This is a genomic window from Undibacterium sp. TJN19 (assembly GCF_049339485.1).
Taxonomy (GTDB): domain Bacteria; phylum Pseudomonadota; class Gammaproteobacteria; order Burkholderiales; family Burkholderiaceae_D; genus Undibacterium.
Genome location: NZ_JBMPPL010000008.1, coordinates 210,460 through 229,148, shown reverse-complemented (window position 1 = coordinate 229,148; position 18,689 = coordinate 210,460). Strand labels below are relative to the sequence as shown.

Below are 18,689 nucleotides of genomic sequence, written 5' to 3'. Positions count from 1 at the left end.
GGCTTACATGTAAGTGGGCACCAAGCAATGCTTATGCTCGATGTGATATTCAAATTCTTCGCGGAAATTCTTGATGAAAGCACGTACCGGCATAGCCGCAGCATCGCCCAGCGCGCAAATCGTTTTACCTTGAATATTGTCAGCGATGGAGTTCAGCATATCCAGATCATCCGGACGGCCATGACCATGCTCTATCCTGTGCACCATGCGATACAACCAGCCGGTACCTTCACGGCATGGCGTGCACTGACCGCAGGATTCTTCAAAATAGAAATAAGACAGGCGCAACAGTGATTTCACCATGCAGCGTGTTTCATCCATGACGATAACCGCACCGGAACCCAGCATGGAACCGGCCTTGGCGATGGAATCATAGTCCATATCGGTCGCCATCATCACATCACCGGTCAATACAGGCATCGATGAACCACCAGGGATCACCGCCTTGATTTTTTTACCGTCGCGCATGCCACCGGCCAGTTCCAGTAATGCTGCAAATGGCGTACCCATAGGCACTTCATAATTGCCTGGTTTGGCTACGTCACCAGACATGGAGAAAATCTTGGTGCCGCCATTATTTGGCTTGCCCAGTGCGGCGTATTTTTCACCACCCATGGCAAACACGAAAGGCACAGCAGCAAATGTCTCGGTGTTATTGATCGTCGTTGGCTTGCCATACAAACCAAAGCTGGCTGGGAAAGGCGGCTTGAAGCGTGGCTGCCCTTTCTTGCCTTCCAGCGATTCCAGCAAGGCTGTTTCTTCGCCGCAGATGTACGCACCATAACCATGGAAAGCATGCAACTGGAAGTTGAACTCAGAACCAGCAATCTTGTCGCCCAGCATATTGGCAGCACGTGCTTCTTCCAGCGCTTCTTCGAAACGGTCGTAGTCAGCAAAAATTTCGCCGTGGATGTAGTTGTAACCTACCGTGATGCCCATGGCATAAGCGCCGATGGCCATGCCTTCAATCAGCGCATGCGGGTTATAACGGATGATGTCACGGTCTTTGAATGTACCAGGCTCGCCCTCATCTGTATTACAGACCAGATATTTTTGACCAGGGAACTGACGCGGCATGAAGCTCCACTTCAAACCAGTAGGAAAACCCGCACCACCGCGACCACGCAAGGAAGAAGCCTTCAACTCAGCAATGACTTGCTCAGGAGGGATTTTTTCATTCAGGATACGCTTCAGGGATTCATAGCCACCACGTGCTACGTAATCTTGCAGATGCCAGTTTTTGCCATCCAGGCCAGCCAGTATCAAAGGCTTAATATGGCGATTGTGCAGACTCGTCATTATTTACCCTCTTTCAATTCATTGACCAGACCGTCAATTTTGTCATTCGACATGAAACTGCACATGCGTTTGTTATTGACCAGCATCACTGGCGCATCACCGCAGGCACCCATACATTCGCCTTCAACTAGGGTGAACTGGCCGTCTGCCGTGGTTTCCCTGTAATCGATGCCGAGTTTTTGCTTCAGGTGATGTGCAGCACGCTCACCACCAGACAAGGCGCAAGGCAAATTGGTACAGACCGAAATCTTGAACTTGCCCACCGGCTTGGTGTTGTACATATTGTAGAAAGTCGCGACTTCCTGCACTGCTACTGCGGGCATGCCGATGTAATCAGCCAGCGTCTGCATAACTTCTGGCGATACCCAACCGGTTTCATCCTGGGCAATAGCCAATGCAGCCATCACAGCGGACTGGCGCTGGTCAGCCGGGAACTTTGCCAGTTCACGATCAATTTTTTTAAATGCCTGCTCTGATAACAACATAGCTAATGCCTCGATTCGACGCCCTCAGGACGCCGCTTTATCTGTCAATCTCACCAAACACAATATCCTGAGTACCGATGATCGTTACCGCATCAGCAATCATGTGACCTTTTGCCATTTCATCCAAACCCTGCAAATGCGCGAAACCTGGCGCACGGATTTTCAGACGATAAGGCTTGTTAGCACCATCGGACATCAAGTAAATACCAAACTCACCTTTTGGATGCTCCACTGCCGCATACGCTTCGCCAGCAGGAACATGGAAACCTTCGGTGAACAGTTTGAAGTGATGGATGAGTTCTTCCATATTCGACTTCATGTTCACACGATGCGGTGGCGCAACCTTGTGATTATCAGTAATCACTGGACCCTGGTTATTTCTCAGCCACTCTACGCATTGTTTGATGATGCGGTTGGACTGACGCATTTCTTCTACGCGCACCAAGTAACGGTCATAACTGTCGCCATTGACGCCAACCGGAATATCAAAGTCGAGCAAGTCATAAACTTCATAAGGCTGCTTCTTGCGCAAATCCCACTCGATACCGGAACCACGCAACATAGGACCGGTAAAGCCCATGGCTTTCGCACGCTCTGGTGACACTACGCCGATACCAACCAGGCGCTGCTTCCAGATACGATTGTCGGTCAACAGTGTTTCGTATTCGTCGACGTATTTCGGGAAACGGTTAGTGAAATCTTCAATGAAATCCAGCAGGGAACCCTGACGGTTTTCATTCAGCAGGCGCATCGCTTTTTCATTCTTCAAAGCCGATGTTGTGAATTGCGGCATCTGATCCGGCAAGTCACGGTACACACCACCCGGACGATAGTAGGCAGCATGCAAACGCGCACCTGAGACTGCTTCATAGCAATCCATCAGATCTTCACGTTCACGGAAAGCGTAAAGGAATACCGCCATCGCGCCGACGTCCAGTGCATGCGCACCTATCCACAGCAAGTGGTTCAACAGACGCGTGATTTCATCAAACATGACGCGAATATACTGTGCACGCAAAGGCACTTCCAGACCCAGCATTTTTTCTATCGCCATCACATACGCGTGCTCATTGGCCATCATGGACACATAGTCCAGGCGGTCCATATACGGTACGGATTGCAAATAAGTTTTTTGCTCTGCCAGTTTTTCAGTCGCGCGATGCAAAAGACCGATATGCGGATCAGCACGCTGTATCACTTCACCATCAAGCTCCAGCACCAGACGCAAAACACCATGCGCAGCCGGATGTTGGGGACCAAAGTTCAGGGTGTAATTCTTAATCTCAGCCATTATTTCATCCCGTAATGTTCTTCACGAATCACACGCGGCACATTTTCGCGCGGCTCTATCGTGACAGGCTGGTAAACGACGCGCTTTTGATCTGCGTCATAACGCATTTCAACATAGCCGGAAACTGGAAAATCTTTACGGAACGGATGACCGATGAAACCGTAATCAGTCAGGATGCGGCGCAAGTCATTGTGACCATCAAACAGGATACCAAACAGGTCAAACGCTTCACGCTCATACCAGTTGGCCGCATTCCAGATATCAATCAGCGAAGGCACGACTGGCATTTCATCATCTGGCGCAAACACGCGCACACGCAAACGCCAGTTATGTTTAATAGACAGCAAATGCGAAACAGCAGCGTAACGCGCACCATCCCAGGCACCATCGCCATAGGTTGAGTAATCGACGCCACAAAGGTCGATCAATTCTTCAAAACTGGTTTCTGCATGGTCACGCAAGGCGCGCATCACATCCAGATAAGCAGTTGCAGAAACCACGACAGTGATTTCACCCAGCGCATTCTTCAAGTCCAGAATACGCTCACCCAAGACATTTTTTACTGCTGCCTCAAGGTTTTCCAGTTTGGTAGTCATAATTTATTATTGCCCCAGCGATCGCGCGATTAACGAGCAATGGTGTTGGTACGTTTGATCTTATTTTGCAACTGTATGATGCCGTACATCAGCGCTTCAGCGGTTGGCGGGCAACCTGGCACATAAATATCAACCGGCACAATACGATCACAACCACGTACTACGGAATACGAATAATGGTAGTAACCACCACCATTGGCGCAGGATCCCATGGAAATAACCCAGCGCGGCTCTGCCATCTGGTCGTACACCTTGCGCAGCGCAGGCGCCATCTTGTTGCAAAGCGTACCAGCAACAATCATGACATCAGACTGACGTGGCGACGGCCTGAACACGACACCAAAGCGATCCAGATCATAACGCGACGCACCTGCATGCATCATTTCTACAGCACAACAGGCCAGACCAAAGGTCATAGGCCACATCGAACCGGTACGCGTCCAGTTAATCAGCTTGTCGGCTGTCGTGGTAACGAAGCCTTCGTTCAATACACCTTCAATTGCCATAATCCATCACTCCCAATCCAGAGCGCCTTTTTTCCAGATATACCAAAATCCAACGCCAAACTCCAGCACAAAGCCGAGCATGATCAGAAAACCGGCCCATCCAAGGTCGCGCATTGCCACGCCCCAAGGAAAGAAGAATGCCGTTTCCAGATCGAACAGAATAAATAAAATTGCCACCAGATAATAACGCACGTCGAATTTCATGCGCGCATCTTCGAATGCCTCAAAACCGCATTCGTAAGCAGAATTTTTTTGAGAATCTGGCTTATAGGGAGCAAGAATACGCCCCAATAGTTGCGGCACCACACCGACAGCGATACCAACCAGAATAAAGAGAAGAACTGGGAAATAATTTGCGAGGTTCACGTTAGGCTACCTGTAATTGAATGCCAGATTGAAGTAAGCCGCTGATTGATTCTTCAAACCAAAAAACGGCCACTTCCTCGACTAAGCCAGCAAAGAAAACTGACTCTATTTTTATTGGTGCCGACGACGAGACTCGAACTCGTACAGCTTTCGCCACTACCCCCTCAAGATAGCGTGTCTACCAATTTCACCACGTCGGCTTAAGCCCAGCATTCTACTATGTCTAGCCTCATTGTTCAACGCACAATTGCAGCAATTCAATGTTTTTTGCCAGGTAAAACTAATTTATTTTGGAATCTGACCAGCCTGACCAGCAGAGGCCGCAGACGCAGGTGCCGGAGTAACTGAAGCAGCAGATGCTGCCGCCGAACTTGCCGCAGCAACAGGCTTAGTCACTTGCGCGCCCTCCATGACGCCTATGGATGGTTTGCGATTGCTACCAAAAACCGCCAGACCCAAAGTTGCTGCAAAAAATACTGCCGCAGCAATGCCGGTTGCCCTGGAAAGGAAGTTGGAAGAACCAGTTGCACCAAACAAACTACCCGACGCACCAGAACCGAAGGATGCCCCCATATCAGCACCTTTACCGTGCTGCAACAAAACCAGGCCAATAATTGCCAACGCGGACAAGACCTGAACAACGACGACCAACGTAAATATAGTTTGCATTCAAAACATCCAAAAAAAATTAAGCATCACAACAAATTAATCAGCTGGCGGCAACAATCGCAAGAAAGTCTTGCGATTTGAGCGCCGCCCCACCTATCAAACCACCATCAATATCAGGCATGGCCAATAACTCACGGGCGTTTTCAGGCTTCATACTGCCACCGTACAAAATCTGCACTTTTTCAGCCATATCAGCGCTTTTAAGCGAGATTTGCTGGCGCAGGAAATGATGCACATCTTGCGCCATTTGCGGCGTCGCTGTCTTGCCGGTACCGATTGCCCACACAGGCTCATACGCCACTACGATTCCTGCCACTGCCGACACCTCAAGCAAATCCAGAACTGCATTTAACTGCCCAGCCACCACTTCATTGGTTTGACCGCTTTCACGCTGCTCCAGCGTTTCGCCAACACAAACAACAGGAATCAAACCAGCCTTCAGCAACTGCACTGCTTTTTGCGCAACCTGCTCACTGCTTTCACCGTGATAAGCACGACGCTCAGAGTGCCCGACAATCGCGTATTTGCAGCCACAATCGGCCAGCATTGCCGCAGACACTTCACCGGTAAACGCCCCCTGAGCATGCACAGAAACATCCTGCCCACCCCAGGCTACAACAGTAGTACCCAACAAATCAGCCGCTTGCGCCAGATAAGGCGCAGGAGGACAAACCAGCACATCACATTGCAACGATGCAGGCAAACCCGCCTTTATTTCAGACAACAAAGAACGATTTGCAGAAAAACCACCGTTCATCTTCCAGTTACCGGCTATTAAGGTACGTCGCATAGTGAGCCAAAATATAAATAACCGTCTATTGTAGCCCTCAGCGCTACCAGGGTCAAACTGGGTATGCCTGATTTCCCACCAAGCCCTTGCAATTCAGCAATTAATATACGAAAAAATTATCATTTATGACAACATACAGCATAGGATTGCCACTATCAATTACCTTCCGGCGCGACAAATAATCATTACGCTTGCAAATTCAGCATGATTTTACCGATATGCGTGCCCTCTTCCATCATTGCATGCGCCTGCGCCGCCTGTTCCAGCGGAAATGCATGATAGATGACAGGGACAATTTCCCGCTCTACCAGAAGAGGCCAGACACGCTCTACCAAATCTTGCGCGATGCGAGCCTTAAAGGCGACATCCCTTGGGCGCAAGGTTGAACCAGTGACGGTCAGACGTCTGCGCAATACCTGCGCCAGATCCAGTTCAGCCGAGCTGCCGCCAAGCAAGGCAATGATTGCCAACCGGCCATCATCAGCCAGGCAATTGATCTCTTGTGGCACATAGCTACCTGCAACCATATCAAGAATGACATCAACGCCCTTGCCAGCGGTCAATTCCTTGACTACATCAGCAAAACGTTCTGTCTTGTAATTAATGCCTCGCTCAGCACCCAGATTTTCTGTTGCACGACATTTTTCATCCGAGCCGGCAGTTGCAAAAACACGATGCCCAAGCGCCCTGGCAATTTGAATAGCTGCAACACCTATGCCTGAAGTACCTCCCTGCACCAGCAAAGTCTCGCCTGGCGACAAATGCGCGCGCTGGAACACATTACTCCAGACCGTGAAATAGGTCTCTGGCAACGATGCAGCCTCCAGCATTGAAAGCCCCTGAGGCACTTTCAAACACTGCCCCACCGGTGCTACACAATATTCCGCATATCCTCCGCCTTGCACGAGCGCGCACACCTGATCACCCATCCTGAATACACTACCACTCAAGTCACCGGCAACAATTTCACCGGCTACTTCCAGACCAGGCAGATCCGATGCCCCAGCAGGTACAGGATAAAAGCCCAGGCGCTGCAAAACGTCGGGGCGATTTACGCCAGCTGCATGCACCTTGATCAGCAGCTCACCCTTTCCAGGCACGGGAATGGGTCTGGCGCAAACTTGCAGCACCTCCGGCTTGCCATATTGGGTAATTTCAATCGCACGCATTTCTGTTTTCATGGCAACTCACATTTGTGTCAGCAAGATTTTGCTGTTAAGCATGGATTGTAAGCGAATAAAAAAACGCCCGTGCAAACACGGGCGTTTTCAACACTTGAAGCCAGGTAGCCAAAGCCACCTAAAAAATCAAGCCATATTTGCAGGCAATTATTGCTGCTGTTGCTGCTGAGGTTGTGGCTGCCCCTCAGTTTCAGCTGCGGCTGCTTTCATAGACAACTTGAAGCGACCACGGTCATCTGTTTCCAGCACTTTAACGCGTACTTGCTGACCTTCTTTGAGGTAATCAGCAACTGCATTCACGCGCTCATTGGCGATTTGGCTAATGTGCAGCAAACCGTCTTTGCCTGGCATGATTTGAACGATGGCACCGAAGTCCAGCAATTTCAATACTGTGCCGTCATAGACCTTGCCCACTTCCACTTCTGCCGTCAGTTCTTCGATACGGCGTTTGGCTTCCTGGCCAGCAGCCGCATCAACAGAAGCGATCGTCACGATACCTTCATCGCTGATGTCGATTTGCGTGCCAGTTTCTTCTGTCAAGGCACGGATCACCGCACCGCCTTTACCGATCACGTCACGGATTTTTTCCGGATTGATCTTGACCGTGATCAGGCGTGGTGCAAAGTCAGACAATTCTGTATTGCCGACTGGTACAGCTTCCTGCATTTTTCCGAGAATATGGATACGGCCTTCTTTGGCTTGCGCCAGAGCGACTTGCATGATTTCTTTGGTAATGCCCTGGATTTTGATATCCATTTGCAAGGCAGTGATACCTGCCGCAGTACCGGCAACTTTAAAGTCCATGTCGCCAAGGTGATCTTCGTCACCCAGAATGTCTGTCAGAACAGCAAACTTGTTGCCGTCCTTGATCAGACCCATGGCGATACCAGCAACGTGTGCTTTCATCGGCACGCCGGCATCCATCAACGCCAGGCAGCCGCCGCAGACGGAAGCCATGGAAGAAGAGCCATTGGATTCTGTAATTTCAGACACCAGACGGACTGAGTAGCTGAAATCTTCCGGATCAGGCAGAGCAGCTTGCAATGCACGTTTAGCCAGACGGCCATGACCGATTTCACGACGCTTAGGTGTACCAACGCGACCTGTTTCGCCAGTAGCGAACGGAGGCATGTTGTAATGCAGCATGAAGCGGTCAGAATATTCACCCATCAGCGCATCAATCTTTTGCTCGTCACGGGCTGTGCCCAGAGTAGCAATCACCAAAGCCTGTGTCTCACCACGGGTGAACAGAGCTGTACCATGCGTACGTGGCAGAACGCCAGTGCGGATAGTGATAGGACGTACAGTGCGTGTATCACGACCATCGATACGTGGTTCGCCTTCCAGGATTTGGGAACGAACAATTTTTGCTTCCAGATCGAACAGGATATTGCCAACTTCTGATGAGTCAGGAGCAGCTTCGCCTTTGGCAGTAGCTTGCTCAGCCAACGCAGCCGCAACAGAAGAAGTTGCCGACTTCAATTGCTCAGTACGCGCCTGTTTTTCTTTGGTTTGATAAGCAGCGCGCAACAAAGGCTCTGCGACTGCTGTGACAGCAGCGATCAGTGGCTCATTTTTTGCAGCAGGTGCCCATTGCACTTCAGGCTTGCCACCGTCACGTACCAGCTCATGGATAGCGTCGATGACTGCTTTCATTTGTTCGTGGCCAAACACAACCGCGCCCAACATGATTTCTTCAGACAATTGCTGTGCTTCGGATTCGACCATCAACACGGCTTGCTCAGTACCGGCAACAACCAGATCGAGCTTGGATTGTTTCAGTTGAGTTGCGGTTGGGTTCAATACATATTGGCCATCAATATAGCCAACACGGGCTGCGCCAACCGGGCCGCTGAATGGGATGCCAGCAACGGAAATCGCTGCAGAAGCACCGATCATTGCAGCGATATCAGGATCGATTTCCGGATTGACAGACAATACATGGATGATGACCTGAACTTCGTTCAGATAGCCTTCTGGGAACAGAGGGCGGATGGGGCGATCGATCAAACGGGAAGTCAGTGTTTCTTTTTCTGATGGACGACCTTCACGCTTGAAGAAACCGCCAGGAATACGGCCGGCAGCGTAAGTTTTTTCCATGTAATCCACGGTCAGAGGAAAGAAATCCTGACCTGGCTTTGCATCTTTCTTGGCAACAACCGTTGCCAGCACAACGGTATCTTCAATTGATACCAGCACTGCGCCAGATGCCTGACGAGCGATTTCACCGGTTTCCAGTGTGACCTGGTGCTGACCGTATTGGAAGGTTTTGGTAATTTTATTAAACACAATGTGTCCTTTCTATTTTGCCGACAGATTTTCAGGCGCTGTCGTTCACCTCACCGCGAGCAACCCGCCTGGATTGCTTTTTGTCCGTTTTCAATCACTTCTTTTGAAAACCTGACTAAACCATGATGCTCAAATCAAAACGCTAGATAGACAAAAAGCCTGCGACAGTAAACTGACGCAGGCTTTCTGCTACAAATTATTTGCTAAATTCAGCAAGAATTACTTACGCAAGCCGAGTTTTTCGATCAGTGAGCGATAGCGATTCAAGTCTTTACCTTTCAGGTAAGACAACAGACTCTTACGACGGTTAACCATCATGATCAGACCACGGCGTGAGTGGTGATCTTTAGAGTGAGCTTTGAAGTGACCATTCAGATCATTGATACGTGCAGTCAACAAAGCAACTTGCACTTCAGGAGAGCCTGTGTCGTTTTGACCACGGGCATTGTCCGCTACGATAGCGGCTTTTGCATTTTTTTCGATAGACATAATTTTCCTTAACATGCGATAACAAGAGTCGCTGTCTTTATAAAACAGCTACAAAACCATCGTTATCGTGAAATAGCAATCCCGCCGGAATGGCAGGACGCGTGACTATAACACCGTTTTCAGCCTGAATCAAATCTTCTTAAATCTGTGGATTCAGTTTTTCTGTCTTTGATTGCAGTTTATTCAAGGCAGATAAATAAGCTTTAGCTGAAGCAACGACGATATCAGGATCTGCACCTACCCCATTAACAATACGGCCAGCCTTGGACAGACGCATCGTGACTTCACCCTGCGATTGCGTACCCGTCGTGATCGCGTTCACTGAGAATAACAGCAACTCTGCCCCACTCTGTACCTTGGAATCAATGGCATTGACGATGGCATCAACCGGGCCATTACCATTGCCTTCACATGTCACCTCTTTACCATCGGAAGTAAATACGACTTTGGCATAGGGCAATTCGCCTGTCTCAGAACGTTGCGAAAGAGAAACATAATGGAAGGCATCATTATTATGAGCATGCTCTTCATCTGAGACCAATGCCAGGATGTCTTCGTCGAAGATCTCGGATTTTCTGTCGGCCAACTCCTTGAAACGGGCAAAAGCAGCATTGACATCGGCTTCCGACTCCAGGGCTATGCCCAGCTCTTCCAGACGCTGCTTGAAGGCATTTCGACCAGACAATTTACCCAGGACGAGTTTGTTGGCACTCCAGCCCACATCCTCGGCACGCATGATTTCGTAAGTGTCACGCGCTTTTAAAATACCGTCCTGATGAATGCCGGATGCATGCGCAAAGGCATTCGCCCCCACCACGGCCTTATTCGGCTGCACGGCAAAACCCGTAATTTGCGACACCAGCTTGGAAGCAGGCACGATCTGGCTGATATCGATGCCGAGTTGCAGATCAAAATAATCCTTGCGGGTGCGCACGGCCATGACGATTTCTTCGAGCGCAGTATTGCCGGCGCGTTCACCCAGGCCGTTGATCGTACATTCAATCTGACGTGCGCCGCCTATCATGACGCCTGCCAGGGAGTTGGCAACGGCCATACCCAGGTCATTATGGCAATGTACAGACCAGACCGCCTTGTCAGAGTTGGGGATACGTTCACGCAAAGACTTCAGCATATTGCCATAGAGCTCAGGCACGGCATAACCGACTGTGTCGGCAAAGTTGATCGTCGTTGCCCCTTCTTTAATAACCGCTTCCAGCACGCGGCACAGGAAATCCATATCTGAACGGCTGCCATCTTCAGGGCTGAACTCAACATCATCCGTAAAATTGCGGGCATAGCGCACGGCCTGTATGGCTTGTTCGAATACCTGGTCCGGCGTCATGCGCAATTTCTTTTCCATGTGCAATGGAGATGTCGCGATGAAGGTATGAATACGCTTGCGCTGCGCGGCCTGCAGGGCTTCTGCTGCGCGGGCAATATCACGGTCATTGGCGCGCGACAAAGAGCAGATCGTCGAGTCTTTGATGATGGAGGCAATCGCCTTGATGGACTCAAAGTCACCTGGCGATGCGGCCGCAAAACCGGCTTCAATCACATCAACTTTCATTCTTTCCAGTTGCTTGGCAATACGGATTTTTTCATCCTTGGTCATGGATGCGCCAGGTGATTGTTCGCCATCACGCAAGGTTGTGTCGAATATGATGAGTTTGTCCGCCATGTTATTGCTCCTGATATGAATTGAAATCTGAAATGTTGTAGATGTAAAACTGCAAACTGTGAATATTCTTTGGCCTACCCTTGCAAGACGCACATGGGTGGCGAGACTACTCGAATTGTGGGTGTAGGGGATTTAGCGCGTGAACGCTAGTAGAGATGCCAGCAATAGCGATAGCAGACCAGACAGGCCTGCCGTAGTGTTTTTTGCTATTGATGTGGATGTGAAGTTCATGTCAAAGACTATAAGCGTAATGACAGAAAAGTGCAAGAATTTATAGCAGTAAAATTCCATTTTTCATGAGGCGAAAAAGCAAAAAAGCCGCCATACATTTTCTGTATGGCGACTTTCTTGAAAAACACCGAATTTAATCTGGCAGCACGAATTTTGATGCCGACTTATTTTTCATCGTGATGGTGATCATCCACACTGGTCTGCACAATACTGATGGGCCGGCCCTTGCGCCAGCGCCACAGCAAAACAATATAACCAGACAGACCATACAGGACAAACAAGCCAAACAAGACCTTCGGAGGGTCGCTGACGACCGCTACGTAAGCCAGAACAATGAGGAAAGGCGCAATAAATGGCACGGAACGGCGCAGGTTGACGTCCTTGAAGCTGTAGAACGGCACATTGGTGACCATGGTCAGGCCGGCGAACAGGGTTATGCTCCAGGTACTCCAGCTCAGCTCTTTACCTGGAAAATGCAGGTCTTCCATCAGCAACACGAAACCGGCAACCAGAGCTGCCGCCGCCGGACTTGGCAAACCCTGGAAGTAACGTTTATCAACCACACCGATATTGGTATTGAAACGCGCCAGCCTTAGCGCAGCACCGGCACAATAAACAAAGGCCGCCAGCCAACCCAGCTTGCCCATGCCCTTCAACGACCATTCGTAAGCGACCAAAGCAGGTGCCGCGCCGAAAGAAATCATGTCCGACAGACTATCGTACTGCGCACCGAACTCACTTTGGGTATTGGTCATGCGGGCCACGCGGCCATCCAGACTATCAAGTACCATGGCAACAAAAATCGCCAGGGCAGACTGATCAAAGCGCTGGTTCATTGCCATGACAATGGCATAGAAACCACAGAATAGCGCTGCTGTCGTGAAAGCATTCGGTAACAAATAAATACCGCGCCGGGGTTTGGCGGGCACACGTAAGCCCTCAGGATCATGCGTGCTGGCAGCCGCGTTCTTGCGCATCCCTTTGGGAAAGAACTTGAAACTACCTTTGGGCTTTCGTTTTAGTATAGGTGCCATTCTTGCTATCGTAATCTGTAAATATGTCCGCTGCCTGCGCAAAGGAATGGAAAAGATTGCGAAGTATAACCCTGATTATTGGCAATGAAAACAAACTCCAGGACATGCCAGCCCACCTGTGTATCAAATAGACATCTCATCTACATGGACCGGCAAACAATTATGGAAGGCAGAAACTAAAAATCGCCCCTGCGGGCGATTTTTAGTCTTAGAACCGTCTGCGCTTACAAGCGTAGAGGAGATGGTGCCGGCGATCTGAAGAATTAATTCTTCGACTGATCAACCAGTTTGTTTTTAGCGATCCAAGGCATCATGGCACGCAATTTCGCGCCTACTTCTTCAATCTGATGCTCGGAAGTCAAGCGCCGGCGGGAAATCAAAGTTGGCGCGCCAGCTTTGTTTTCCAGGATGAAGCTCTTCGCGTATTCACCAGTCTGAATATCTTTCAGGCATTGGCGCATGGCGTTTTTGGTGTCTTCTGTAACGACCTTAGGACCAGTCACATATTCGCCGTATTCTGCATTATTGGAGATCGAATAGTTCATGTTGGCGATACCGCCTTCATAGATCAGGTCAACGATCAGTTTCAGTTCATGCAGACATTCGAAGTAAGCCATTTCTGGCGCATAACCAGCTTCAACCAGGGTTTCAAAACCAGCTTTGATCAGTTCAACCGCGCCACCGCACAGAACCGCTTGTTCACCGAACAAATCAGTCTCTGTTTCTTCGCGGAAGTTGGTTTCGATGATGCCAGCACGACCACCACCGTTAGCCATCGCATAAGACAAGGCGATGTCACGGGCAGAACCGGATTTATCCTGATACACAGCGATCAGGTGAGGTACACCGCCGCCTTGGCTATAAGTACCACGTACTGTATGGCCAGGTGCTTTAGGGGCAATCATGATAACGTCCAGATCGGCGCGTGGTACGACTTGACCGTAGTGAACGTTGAAGCCGTGGGCAAATGCCAGCACTGCGCCTTGCTTGGCGTGAGGCGCAACGTTTTCAGCGTAAACCTGAGCGATGTTTTCATCTGGCAGCAAAATCATGATGACATCAGCAGCTTTGACTGCGTCATTGACTTCAGCCACGTTCAGGCCGGCATTTTTTGCCTTGTCCCAGGATGCACCGCCTTTACGCAGGGCGACAGTGACTTTACAGCCGGAATCATTCAAGTTCTGTGCATGTGCATGACCTTGAGAACCGTAGCCGATGATAGCAACGTTTTTGCCTTTGATCAGGGAGAGATCACAATCTTTGTCGTAGAAAACTTTCATTTTGTATCCTAATAATTAAGTATTTTAATTGGGTATTTTTGGAAGCAGCAGATGTACGCGCTACTACACTTTGAGGATGCGTTCGCCGCGCCCTATGCCTGAACCACCGGTACGCACCGTTTCCAGGATCGCTGTACGGTCTATTGAATCAATGAAAGCATCCAATTTACCTTTATTACCAGTCAATTCTATGGTGTAGGTTTTTTCAGTCACATCAATGATACGACCACGGAAAATATCCGCAGTCCGCTTCATTTCTTCACGTTCCTTGCCTACTGCGCGCACTTTAATGAGCATCAGTTCGCGTTCTATATGTGCACCCTCGGTCAGATCAACCACCTTGACCACCTCAATCAGGCGATTCAAATGCTTGGTGATCTGCTCGATGATGTCGTCTGAACCAGAAGTGACTATCGTCATACGTGACAATGTAGGGTCTTCAGTCGGCGCAACCGTCAGGGTTTCAATATTGTAGCCACGGGCAGAAAACAGGCCAACCACACGGGACAAGGCACCGGCTTCATTTTCAAGAAGGATGGAAATAATATGTCTCATCACAAATCCTCCGAACCAAGCAACATTTCAGTCAGCCCCTTACCTGCCTTGACCATAGGCCAGACATTTTCGGTTTGATCGGTAATGAAATTCATGAACACCAGGCGATCTTTCATGGCAAAGGCTTCACGCACTGCACCATCCACATCAGCTGGATTTTCTATCTTCATGCCGACGTGGCCATAGGCTTCCACCAGTTTGGTAAAGTCAGGCAAAGAATCCATATACGATTCAGAATAGCGTGAACCATAATCGATTTGCTGCCACTGCCTGACCATGCCAAGGAAGCGGTTATTCAGCAAAATGATTTTTGGCGTCAGGTGATACTGTTTGCAGGTGGCCAGTTCCTGTATGCACATCTGTATCGAGGCTTCGCCAGTGATACAGGCAACTGTTGCGCCAGGATTGGCCATCTGCACACCCATGGCATACGGCAAACCGACGCCCATGGTACCCAGGCCACCAGAATTGATCCAGCGACGTGGCTTATCAAAGCGATAGTATTGCGCGGCCCACATCTGATGCTGACCTACGTCAGAAGTAACGAAGGCATCGCCCTTGGTGACTTCCCAGACTTTTTCAACGACGGATTGCGGCTTGATGACTTCAGACGAAGTCGGGTATTTCAGGCATTCACGGCCACGCCATTCATTTACCTGCTTCCACCAGGTCGCCAGCGCCTTGGGATCAGGACGCGTCTCAACTGCACTCAGTTGTGACAGCATTTCCTGCAAGACGTCTTTGACATTGCCCACGATAGGAATATCAACCTTGACGCGCTTGGAAATCGACGAAGGGTCAATATCAATATGAATGATCTTGCGTGGATGTGAAGAAAAATGTTTGGGATTGCCGATCACTCGGTCATCAAAACGGGCACCAATGGCGATCAGCACGTCACAGTGCTGCATGGCCATATTGGCCTCGTAAGTACCATGCATGCCCGGCATGCCGACGAATTTTTCATCGCTGGCACGGTAGGCACCCAGACCCATGAGGGTATTGGTGCATGGAAAACCGAGTAAATCAACCAGCTTGTTCAATTCAGGTGCGGCATGCGCGAGAACTACACCGCCACCGGTGTAGATCATTGGGCGCTCTGCCTGCAACAGCAATTGAACAGCCTTGCGAATTTGTCCTGCATGCCCTTTGTCGACTGGCTTATAAGAGCGCATTTCGACTTCTTTAGGGTAGCTGTAAGTGGTTTTGTGCATGCTGATATCTTTAGGGATATCCACCAGCACAGGGCCAGGACGACCAGTCGTTGCGATAAAAAACGCTTTCTTGACAGTCTCGGCCAGGTCTCTGACGTCTTTCACCAAAAAATTGTGCTTGACGCAAGGACGGGTAATGCCAACGGTGTCGCATTCCTGGAAAGCATCCTGGCCGATAACGGCACTGGGCACCTGACCTGAAATGATCACCATGGGAATCGAATCCATATAAGCAGTTGCCAACCCGGTTACCGCATTGGTAACGCCAGGTCCGGAAGTGACCAGGGCCACGCCTACTTTATTGGAAGAACGGGAATAAGCATCGGCAGCATGTACTGCAGCCTGCTCGTGACGCACCAGGATGTGTTGGAACTTGTCCTGATTGAAGATTGCATCATAGATATAGAGTACGGCACCACCCGGATATCCGAATACATGCTCAACACCCTCTTCGGCCAGACACTTGACAAGTATCTCTGCGCCTGTAAATTCTGAACTCATAAATTGTGTCCTTTCAAGGTCCATAGGAGATTGATCGGATGTTCTTTCCTGGCGAAATCGACATGCAAAAACCGGAAAGCTGAAATCCCTTTATGTGCGTTCACATTCCCCTTTACACATCCGTTGGATATGGTGCCAGGCAAGGCTTAGTGCACTCGTTCAATCAGTATTAAGGCTTTACAACGACAGACTTCTCACGCTTGTGGCATGGGTCAGAACAAACAGCTTCTTAAAGCGAACCTGTCGGCGACGGCATTGTGGGCTGTTCCAGACAAGCATTTTGTGCCCCGAGATTTTGGAGCGGACTCTCAAGGTACTGCGTCGCAGCATTTTGGTCAAGGAAAATTCTCGTAAAAAAACAAATTCCCTCGTCCAGGAAAGGTAGAAGAAAGTTAACAATTGGGTATTCATTACAAAATTCAGGACATAAAGCCGTATTTTTGCTAGCATGTGCGCAATTTTGAGTGCTGGCGTATTCTTTATGAATCGAAACCAAACAGCTTGCAAAGAAACGCCCGCTAAACAACGTAATTGCCAACAATGGCCACAGACAAAGAATTATCCAGCTTTTTAGAAGGCGTCGAACGTCGCGCATTCAAGCATGCCGTCTATACGGTGCGCAATGAAGAATCTGCTTTGGACATTGTTCAGGAAGCAATGATCAAACTCGCCGAAAAATATGGCGACAAGCCTGCCGCTGAATTGCCCATGCTGTTCCAGCGCATCTTGCAAAACACGATACTTGACTTTTTCCGCCGGGAAAAAGTGCGCAATACCTGGGTCAGCCTGTTTTCCAGCATTACGCCATCCAATAATCAAGACGACGATAATTTTGATTTATTGGAAAGTTATGCAGCTGAAGAAGGCTCGGAAGCTTCCGAATCCAGTGCGGACAAGATAGAACGTGAGCAGGTTCTGAATATAATTGACGAAGAAATAAAAAAGCTTCCAGCACGTCAACGGGAAGCCTTCCTCATGCGTTATTGGGAAGACATGGATGTAGCGGAAACCGCCGCTGCAATGGGTTGCTCTGAAGGCAGTGTCAAAACTCATTGCTCGCGGGCCACACATGCATTGGCCGTAACCCTCAAGGCGAAAGGAATACACCTATGAATTATTCAAAAGAAGCGAAAGACCTTGAGTTTGCTTACAAGGTAAGAAGAGCGCTGAATGAGTCAGCGGAAAGCATCCCTGCACCCACTCTCGACAGATTGGCACAGGCACGCAAATTAGCAATAGCACGAAAGAAACAGGAAGCACCTGTTGCTGTATTAGCATTTAAAGGCATACTTGCAGGTAATTCAGGCTTTTCTTTCCAGGGCCCTGGCTCCTGGTTGGGCAAGCTCGGCATCGCATTACCGTTACTGGTACTGGTGGCCGGCCTGATTGGCGTTTATGAGTACGAGCAGCAACAAAACATCAATGAACTGGCCGATATTGATACTGCTGTTCTGGTGGATGAATTGCCACCAGCCGCTTATGTTGACACTGGGTTTACTGCCTATTTGAACAAAACGGAGGAATAGGCGTGCCGTTTCACTTCATGCGTAAATTGCTTTGCCTTATCGCCGTTTCAGCATTACTTCCACTGGCTGTTGCCAGTGGAAGTGGCGCATCTGCGCCTGCACCTGCTACATCAGCCAAATCCGCTCTTGGTCAACCTGGCAGCGCCTCAAAGCCTTTGTGGACAGACCTTAGCCCAGTACAGAAACAAGCACTTGCCCCACTTAGCCCGGAATGGGACAGAATGTCTGACCTGGGCAAGAAAAAATGGCTGGAAATCGCAAACCGGTATGCCTTGATGAAGCCGGATGAGCAGGCAAGATTGCAAGAGCGTATGCGTGACTGGGTCAAACTGACACCAGAACAGCGCATGGCCGCCCGTGAAAATTTCGCCAAGTCAACACAAGTCAAGGCAGAGCACAAATCAGCGCAATGGCAGCAATACCAGCAATTGAGTGAGGAAGAGAAAAAACGCCTCGCTTCTGAAAACGAAAAAAAGAAAAGTGTCACCAATCTTCCGGCAAATGCCTTGAAGAATCCGACCATTCTGGCCCCATTGAAGATCGGCCCCAAACCAGTCACAACGCCAACAGCCAAGCCCGTCATTGTGGCGCCACCTGCTGTCGTCACCCCTGCCCCAGTCGCTGTGCCTGCCTCTGCACCAGCAGCGTCCAGCGCTGATGCCACACCAGCCAGCACACCTGCTGCTACGCAAGGTACTACCAAGTAAAT

At 49.6% G+C, this 18,689-nt stretch carries 19 protein-coding genes and 1 tRNA gene; 3 read left to right on the top strand and 17 right to left on the bottom strand.

What is annotated here, in order from left to right; genetic code table 11:
- Window positions 1-3: 3 nt before the first annotated feature.
- The 17 genes from nuoF to ACO0LH_RS20795 all read right to left on the bottom strand — a co-directional run bounded on the left by nuoF (window position 4) and on the right by ACO0LH_RS20795 (window position 16,454).
- Window positions 4-1,299 (bottom strand): NADH-quinone oxidoreductase subunit NuoF, encoded by a 1,296-nt coding sequence (gene nuoF, locus ACO0LH_RS20875; RefSeq protein ID WP_422943059.1) that lies wholly within the window; start codon window positions 1,297-1,299, stop codon window positions 4-6.
- On the bottom strand, window positions 1,299-1,784 hold the full coding sequence (gene nuoE / locus ACO0LH_RS20870) for an NADH-quinone oxidoreductase subunit NuoE (protein WP_422943057.1): 486 nt from the start codon (window positions 1,782-1,784) through the stop codon (window positions 1,299-1,301). Before nuoE ends, nuoF begins: the two co-directional genes overlap by 1 nt.
- A gap of 37 nt (window positions 1,785-1,821) precedes the next feature.
- The gene (locus tag ACO0LH_RS20865; protein ID WP_422943056.1) at window positions 1,822-3,075 is read right to left on the bottom strand and encodes an NADH-quinone oxidoreductase subunit D; all 1,254 of its coding nucleotides are present in this window, start codon (window positions 3,073-3,075) and stop codon (window positions 1,822-1,824) included.
- Entirely contained in the window at window positions 3,075-3,671 is a 597-nt protein-coding gene (locus ACO0LH_RS20860; RefSeq protein WP_422943055.1) for an NADH-quinone oxidoreductase subunit C, read from the bottom strand. Before ACO0LH_RS20860 ends, ACO0LH_RS20865 begins: the two co-directional genes overlap by 1 nt.
- A 29-nt stretch (window positions 3,672-3,700) precedes the next feature.
- Window positions 3,701-4,177 carry a NuoB/complex I 20 kDa subunit family protein gene (locus ACO0LH_RS20855; protein ID WP_162041816.1) on the bottom strand — a complete coding sequence of 159 codons (477 nt, stop codon included), beginning with the start codon at window positions 4,175-4,177 and terminating at the stop codon, window positions 3,701-3,703.
- Between the two features lie 6 nt (window positions 4,178-4,183).
- A complete protein-coding gene (locus tag ACO0LH_RS20850; RefSeq protein ID WP_422943054.1) occupies window positions 4,184-4,543 on the bottom strand; it encodes an NADH-quinone oxidoreductase subunit A in 360 nt (119 codons plus the stop codon).
- Window positions 4,544-4,658: 115 nt separating this feature from the next.
- Window positions 4,659-4,743: transfer RNA gene (locus ACO0LH_RS20845), tRNA-Leu, on the bottom strand.
- 85 nt (window positions 4,744-4,828) lie between these two features.
- A complete protein-coding gene (secG, locus tag ACO0LH_RS20840; protein WP_422943053.1) occupies window positions 4,829-5,212 on the bottom strand; it encodes a preprotein translocase subunit SecG in 384 nt (127 codons plus the stop codon).
- A gap of 40 nt (window positions 5,213-5,252) precedes the next feature.
- Window positions 5,253-6,002 carry a triose-phosphate isomerase gene (tpiA, locus tag ACO0LH_RS20835; RefSeq protein ID WP_422943052.1) on the bottom strand — a complete coding sequence of 250 codons (750 nt, stop codon included), beginning with the start codon at window positions 6,000-6,002 and terminating at the stop codon, window positions 5,253-5,255.
- 185 nt (window positions 6,003-6,187) lie between these two features.
- The gene (locus ACO0LH_RS20830; protein ID WP_422943115.1) at window positions 6,188-7,171 is read right to left on the bottom strand and encodes an NAD(P)H-quinone oxidoreductase; all 984 of its coding nucleotides are present in this window, start codon (window positions 7,169-7,171) and stop codon (window positions 6,188-6,190) included.
- A gap of 159 nt (window positions 7,172-7,330) precedes the next feature.
- Window positions 7,331-9,472, bottom strand: a complete 2,142-nt coding sequence (pnp, locus tag ACO0LH_RS20825) for a polyribonucleotide nucleotidyltransferase (RefSeq protein WP_422943051.1) — start codon at window positions 9,470-9,472, stop codon at window positions 7,331-7,333.
- 219 nt (window positions 9,473-9,691) lie between these two features.
- Complete coding sequence (gene rpsO / locus ACO0LH_RS20820; protein WP_110253976.1) at window positions 9,692-9,961, bottom strand: 30S ribosomal protein S15; 270 nt, start codon at window positions 9,959-9,961, stop codon at window positions 9,692-9,694.
- Window positions 9,962-10,100: 139 nt separating this feature from the next.
- On the bottom strand, window positions 10,101-11,639 hold the full coding sequence (locus tag ACO0LH_RS20815; RefSeq protein WP_422943050.1) for a 2-isopropylmalate synthase: 1,539 nt from the start codon (window positions 11,637-11,639) through the stop codon (window positions 10,101-10,103).
- 395 nt (window positions 11,640-12,034) lie between these two features.
- Entirely contained in the window at window positions 12,035-12,904 is an 870-nt protein-coding gene (gene pssA / locus ACO0LH_RS20810; RefSeq protein WP_422943049.1) for a CDP-diacylglycerol--serine O-phosphatidyltransferase, read from the bottom strand.
- Between the two features lie 263 nt (window positions 12,905-13,167).
- The gene (gene ilvC, locus ACO0LH_RS20805; RefSeq protein ID WP_110253979.1) at window positions 13,168-14,184 is read right to left on the bottom strand and encodes a ketol-acid reductoisomerase; all 1,017 of its coding nucleotides are present in this window, start codon (window positions 14,182-14,184) and stop codon (window positions 13,168-13,170) included.
- A gap of 63 nt (window positions 14,185-14,247) precedes the next feature.
- Complete coding sequence (gene ilvN / locus ACO0LH_RS20800) at window positions 14,248-14,739, bottom strand: acetolactate synthase small subunit (RefSeq protein WP_110253980.1); 492 nt, start codon at window positions 14,737-14,739, stop codon at window positions 14,248-14,250.
- Complete coding sequence (locus ACO0LH_RS20795; RefSeq protein WP_422943048.1) at window positions 14,739-16,454, bottom strand: acetolactate synthase 3 catalytic subunit; 1,716 nt, start codon at window positions 16,452-16,454, stop codon at window positions 14,739-14,741. Before ACO0LH_RS20795 ends, ilvN begins: the two co-directional genes overlap by 1 nt.
- Before the next feature lie 540 nt (window positions 16,455-16,994).
- Here ACO0LH_RS20795 and ACO0LH_RS20790 point away from each other — a divergent pair.
- Genes ACO0LH_RS20790 through ACO0LH_RS20780 form a run of 3 tightly spaced genes read left to right on the top strand, consistent with a single transcriptional unit; the run spans window position 16,995 to window position 18,687 of the window.
- The gene (locus ACO0LH_RS20790) at window positions 16,995-17,567 is read left to right on the top strand and encodes an RNA polymerase sigma factor (protein WP_422943047.1); all 573 of its coding nucleotides are present in this window, start codon (window positions 16,995-16,997) and stop codon (window positions 17,565-17,567) included.
- Window positions 17,564-17,980, top strand: coding sequence for a DUF3619 family protein (locus ACO0LH_RS20785; RefSeq protein ID WP_422943046.1), 417 nt, complete (start codon window positions 17,564-17,566; stop codon window positions 17,978-17,980). Before ACO0LH_RS20790 ends, ACO0LH_RS20785 begins: the two co-directional genes overlap by 4 nt.
- Before the next feature lie 2 nt (window positions 17,981-17,982).
- The gene (locus ACO0LH_RS20780) at window positions 17,983-18,687 is read left to right on the top strand and encodes a DUF3106 domain-containing protein (protein ID WP_422943045.1); all 705 of its coding nucleotides are present in this window, start codon (window positions 17,983-17,985) and stop codon (window positions 18,685-18,687) included.
- Window positions 18,688-18,689: the final 2 nt, after the last annotated feature.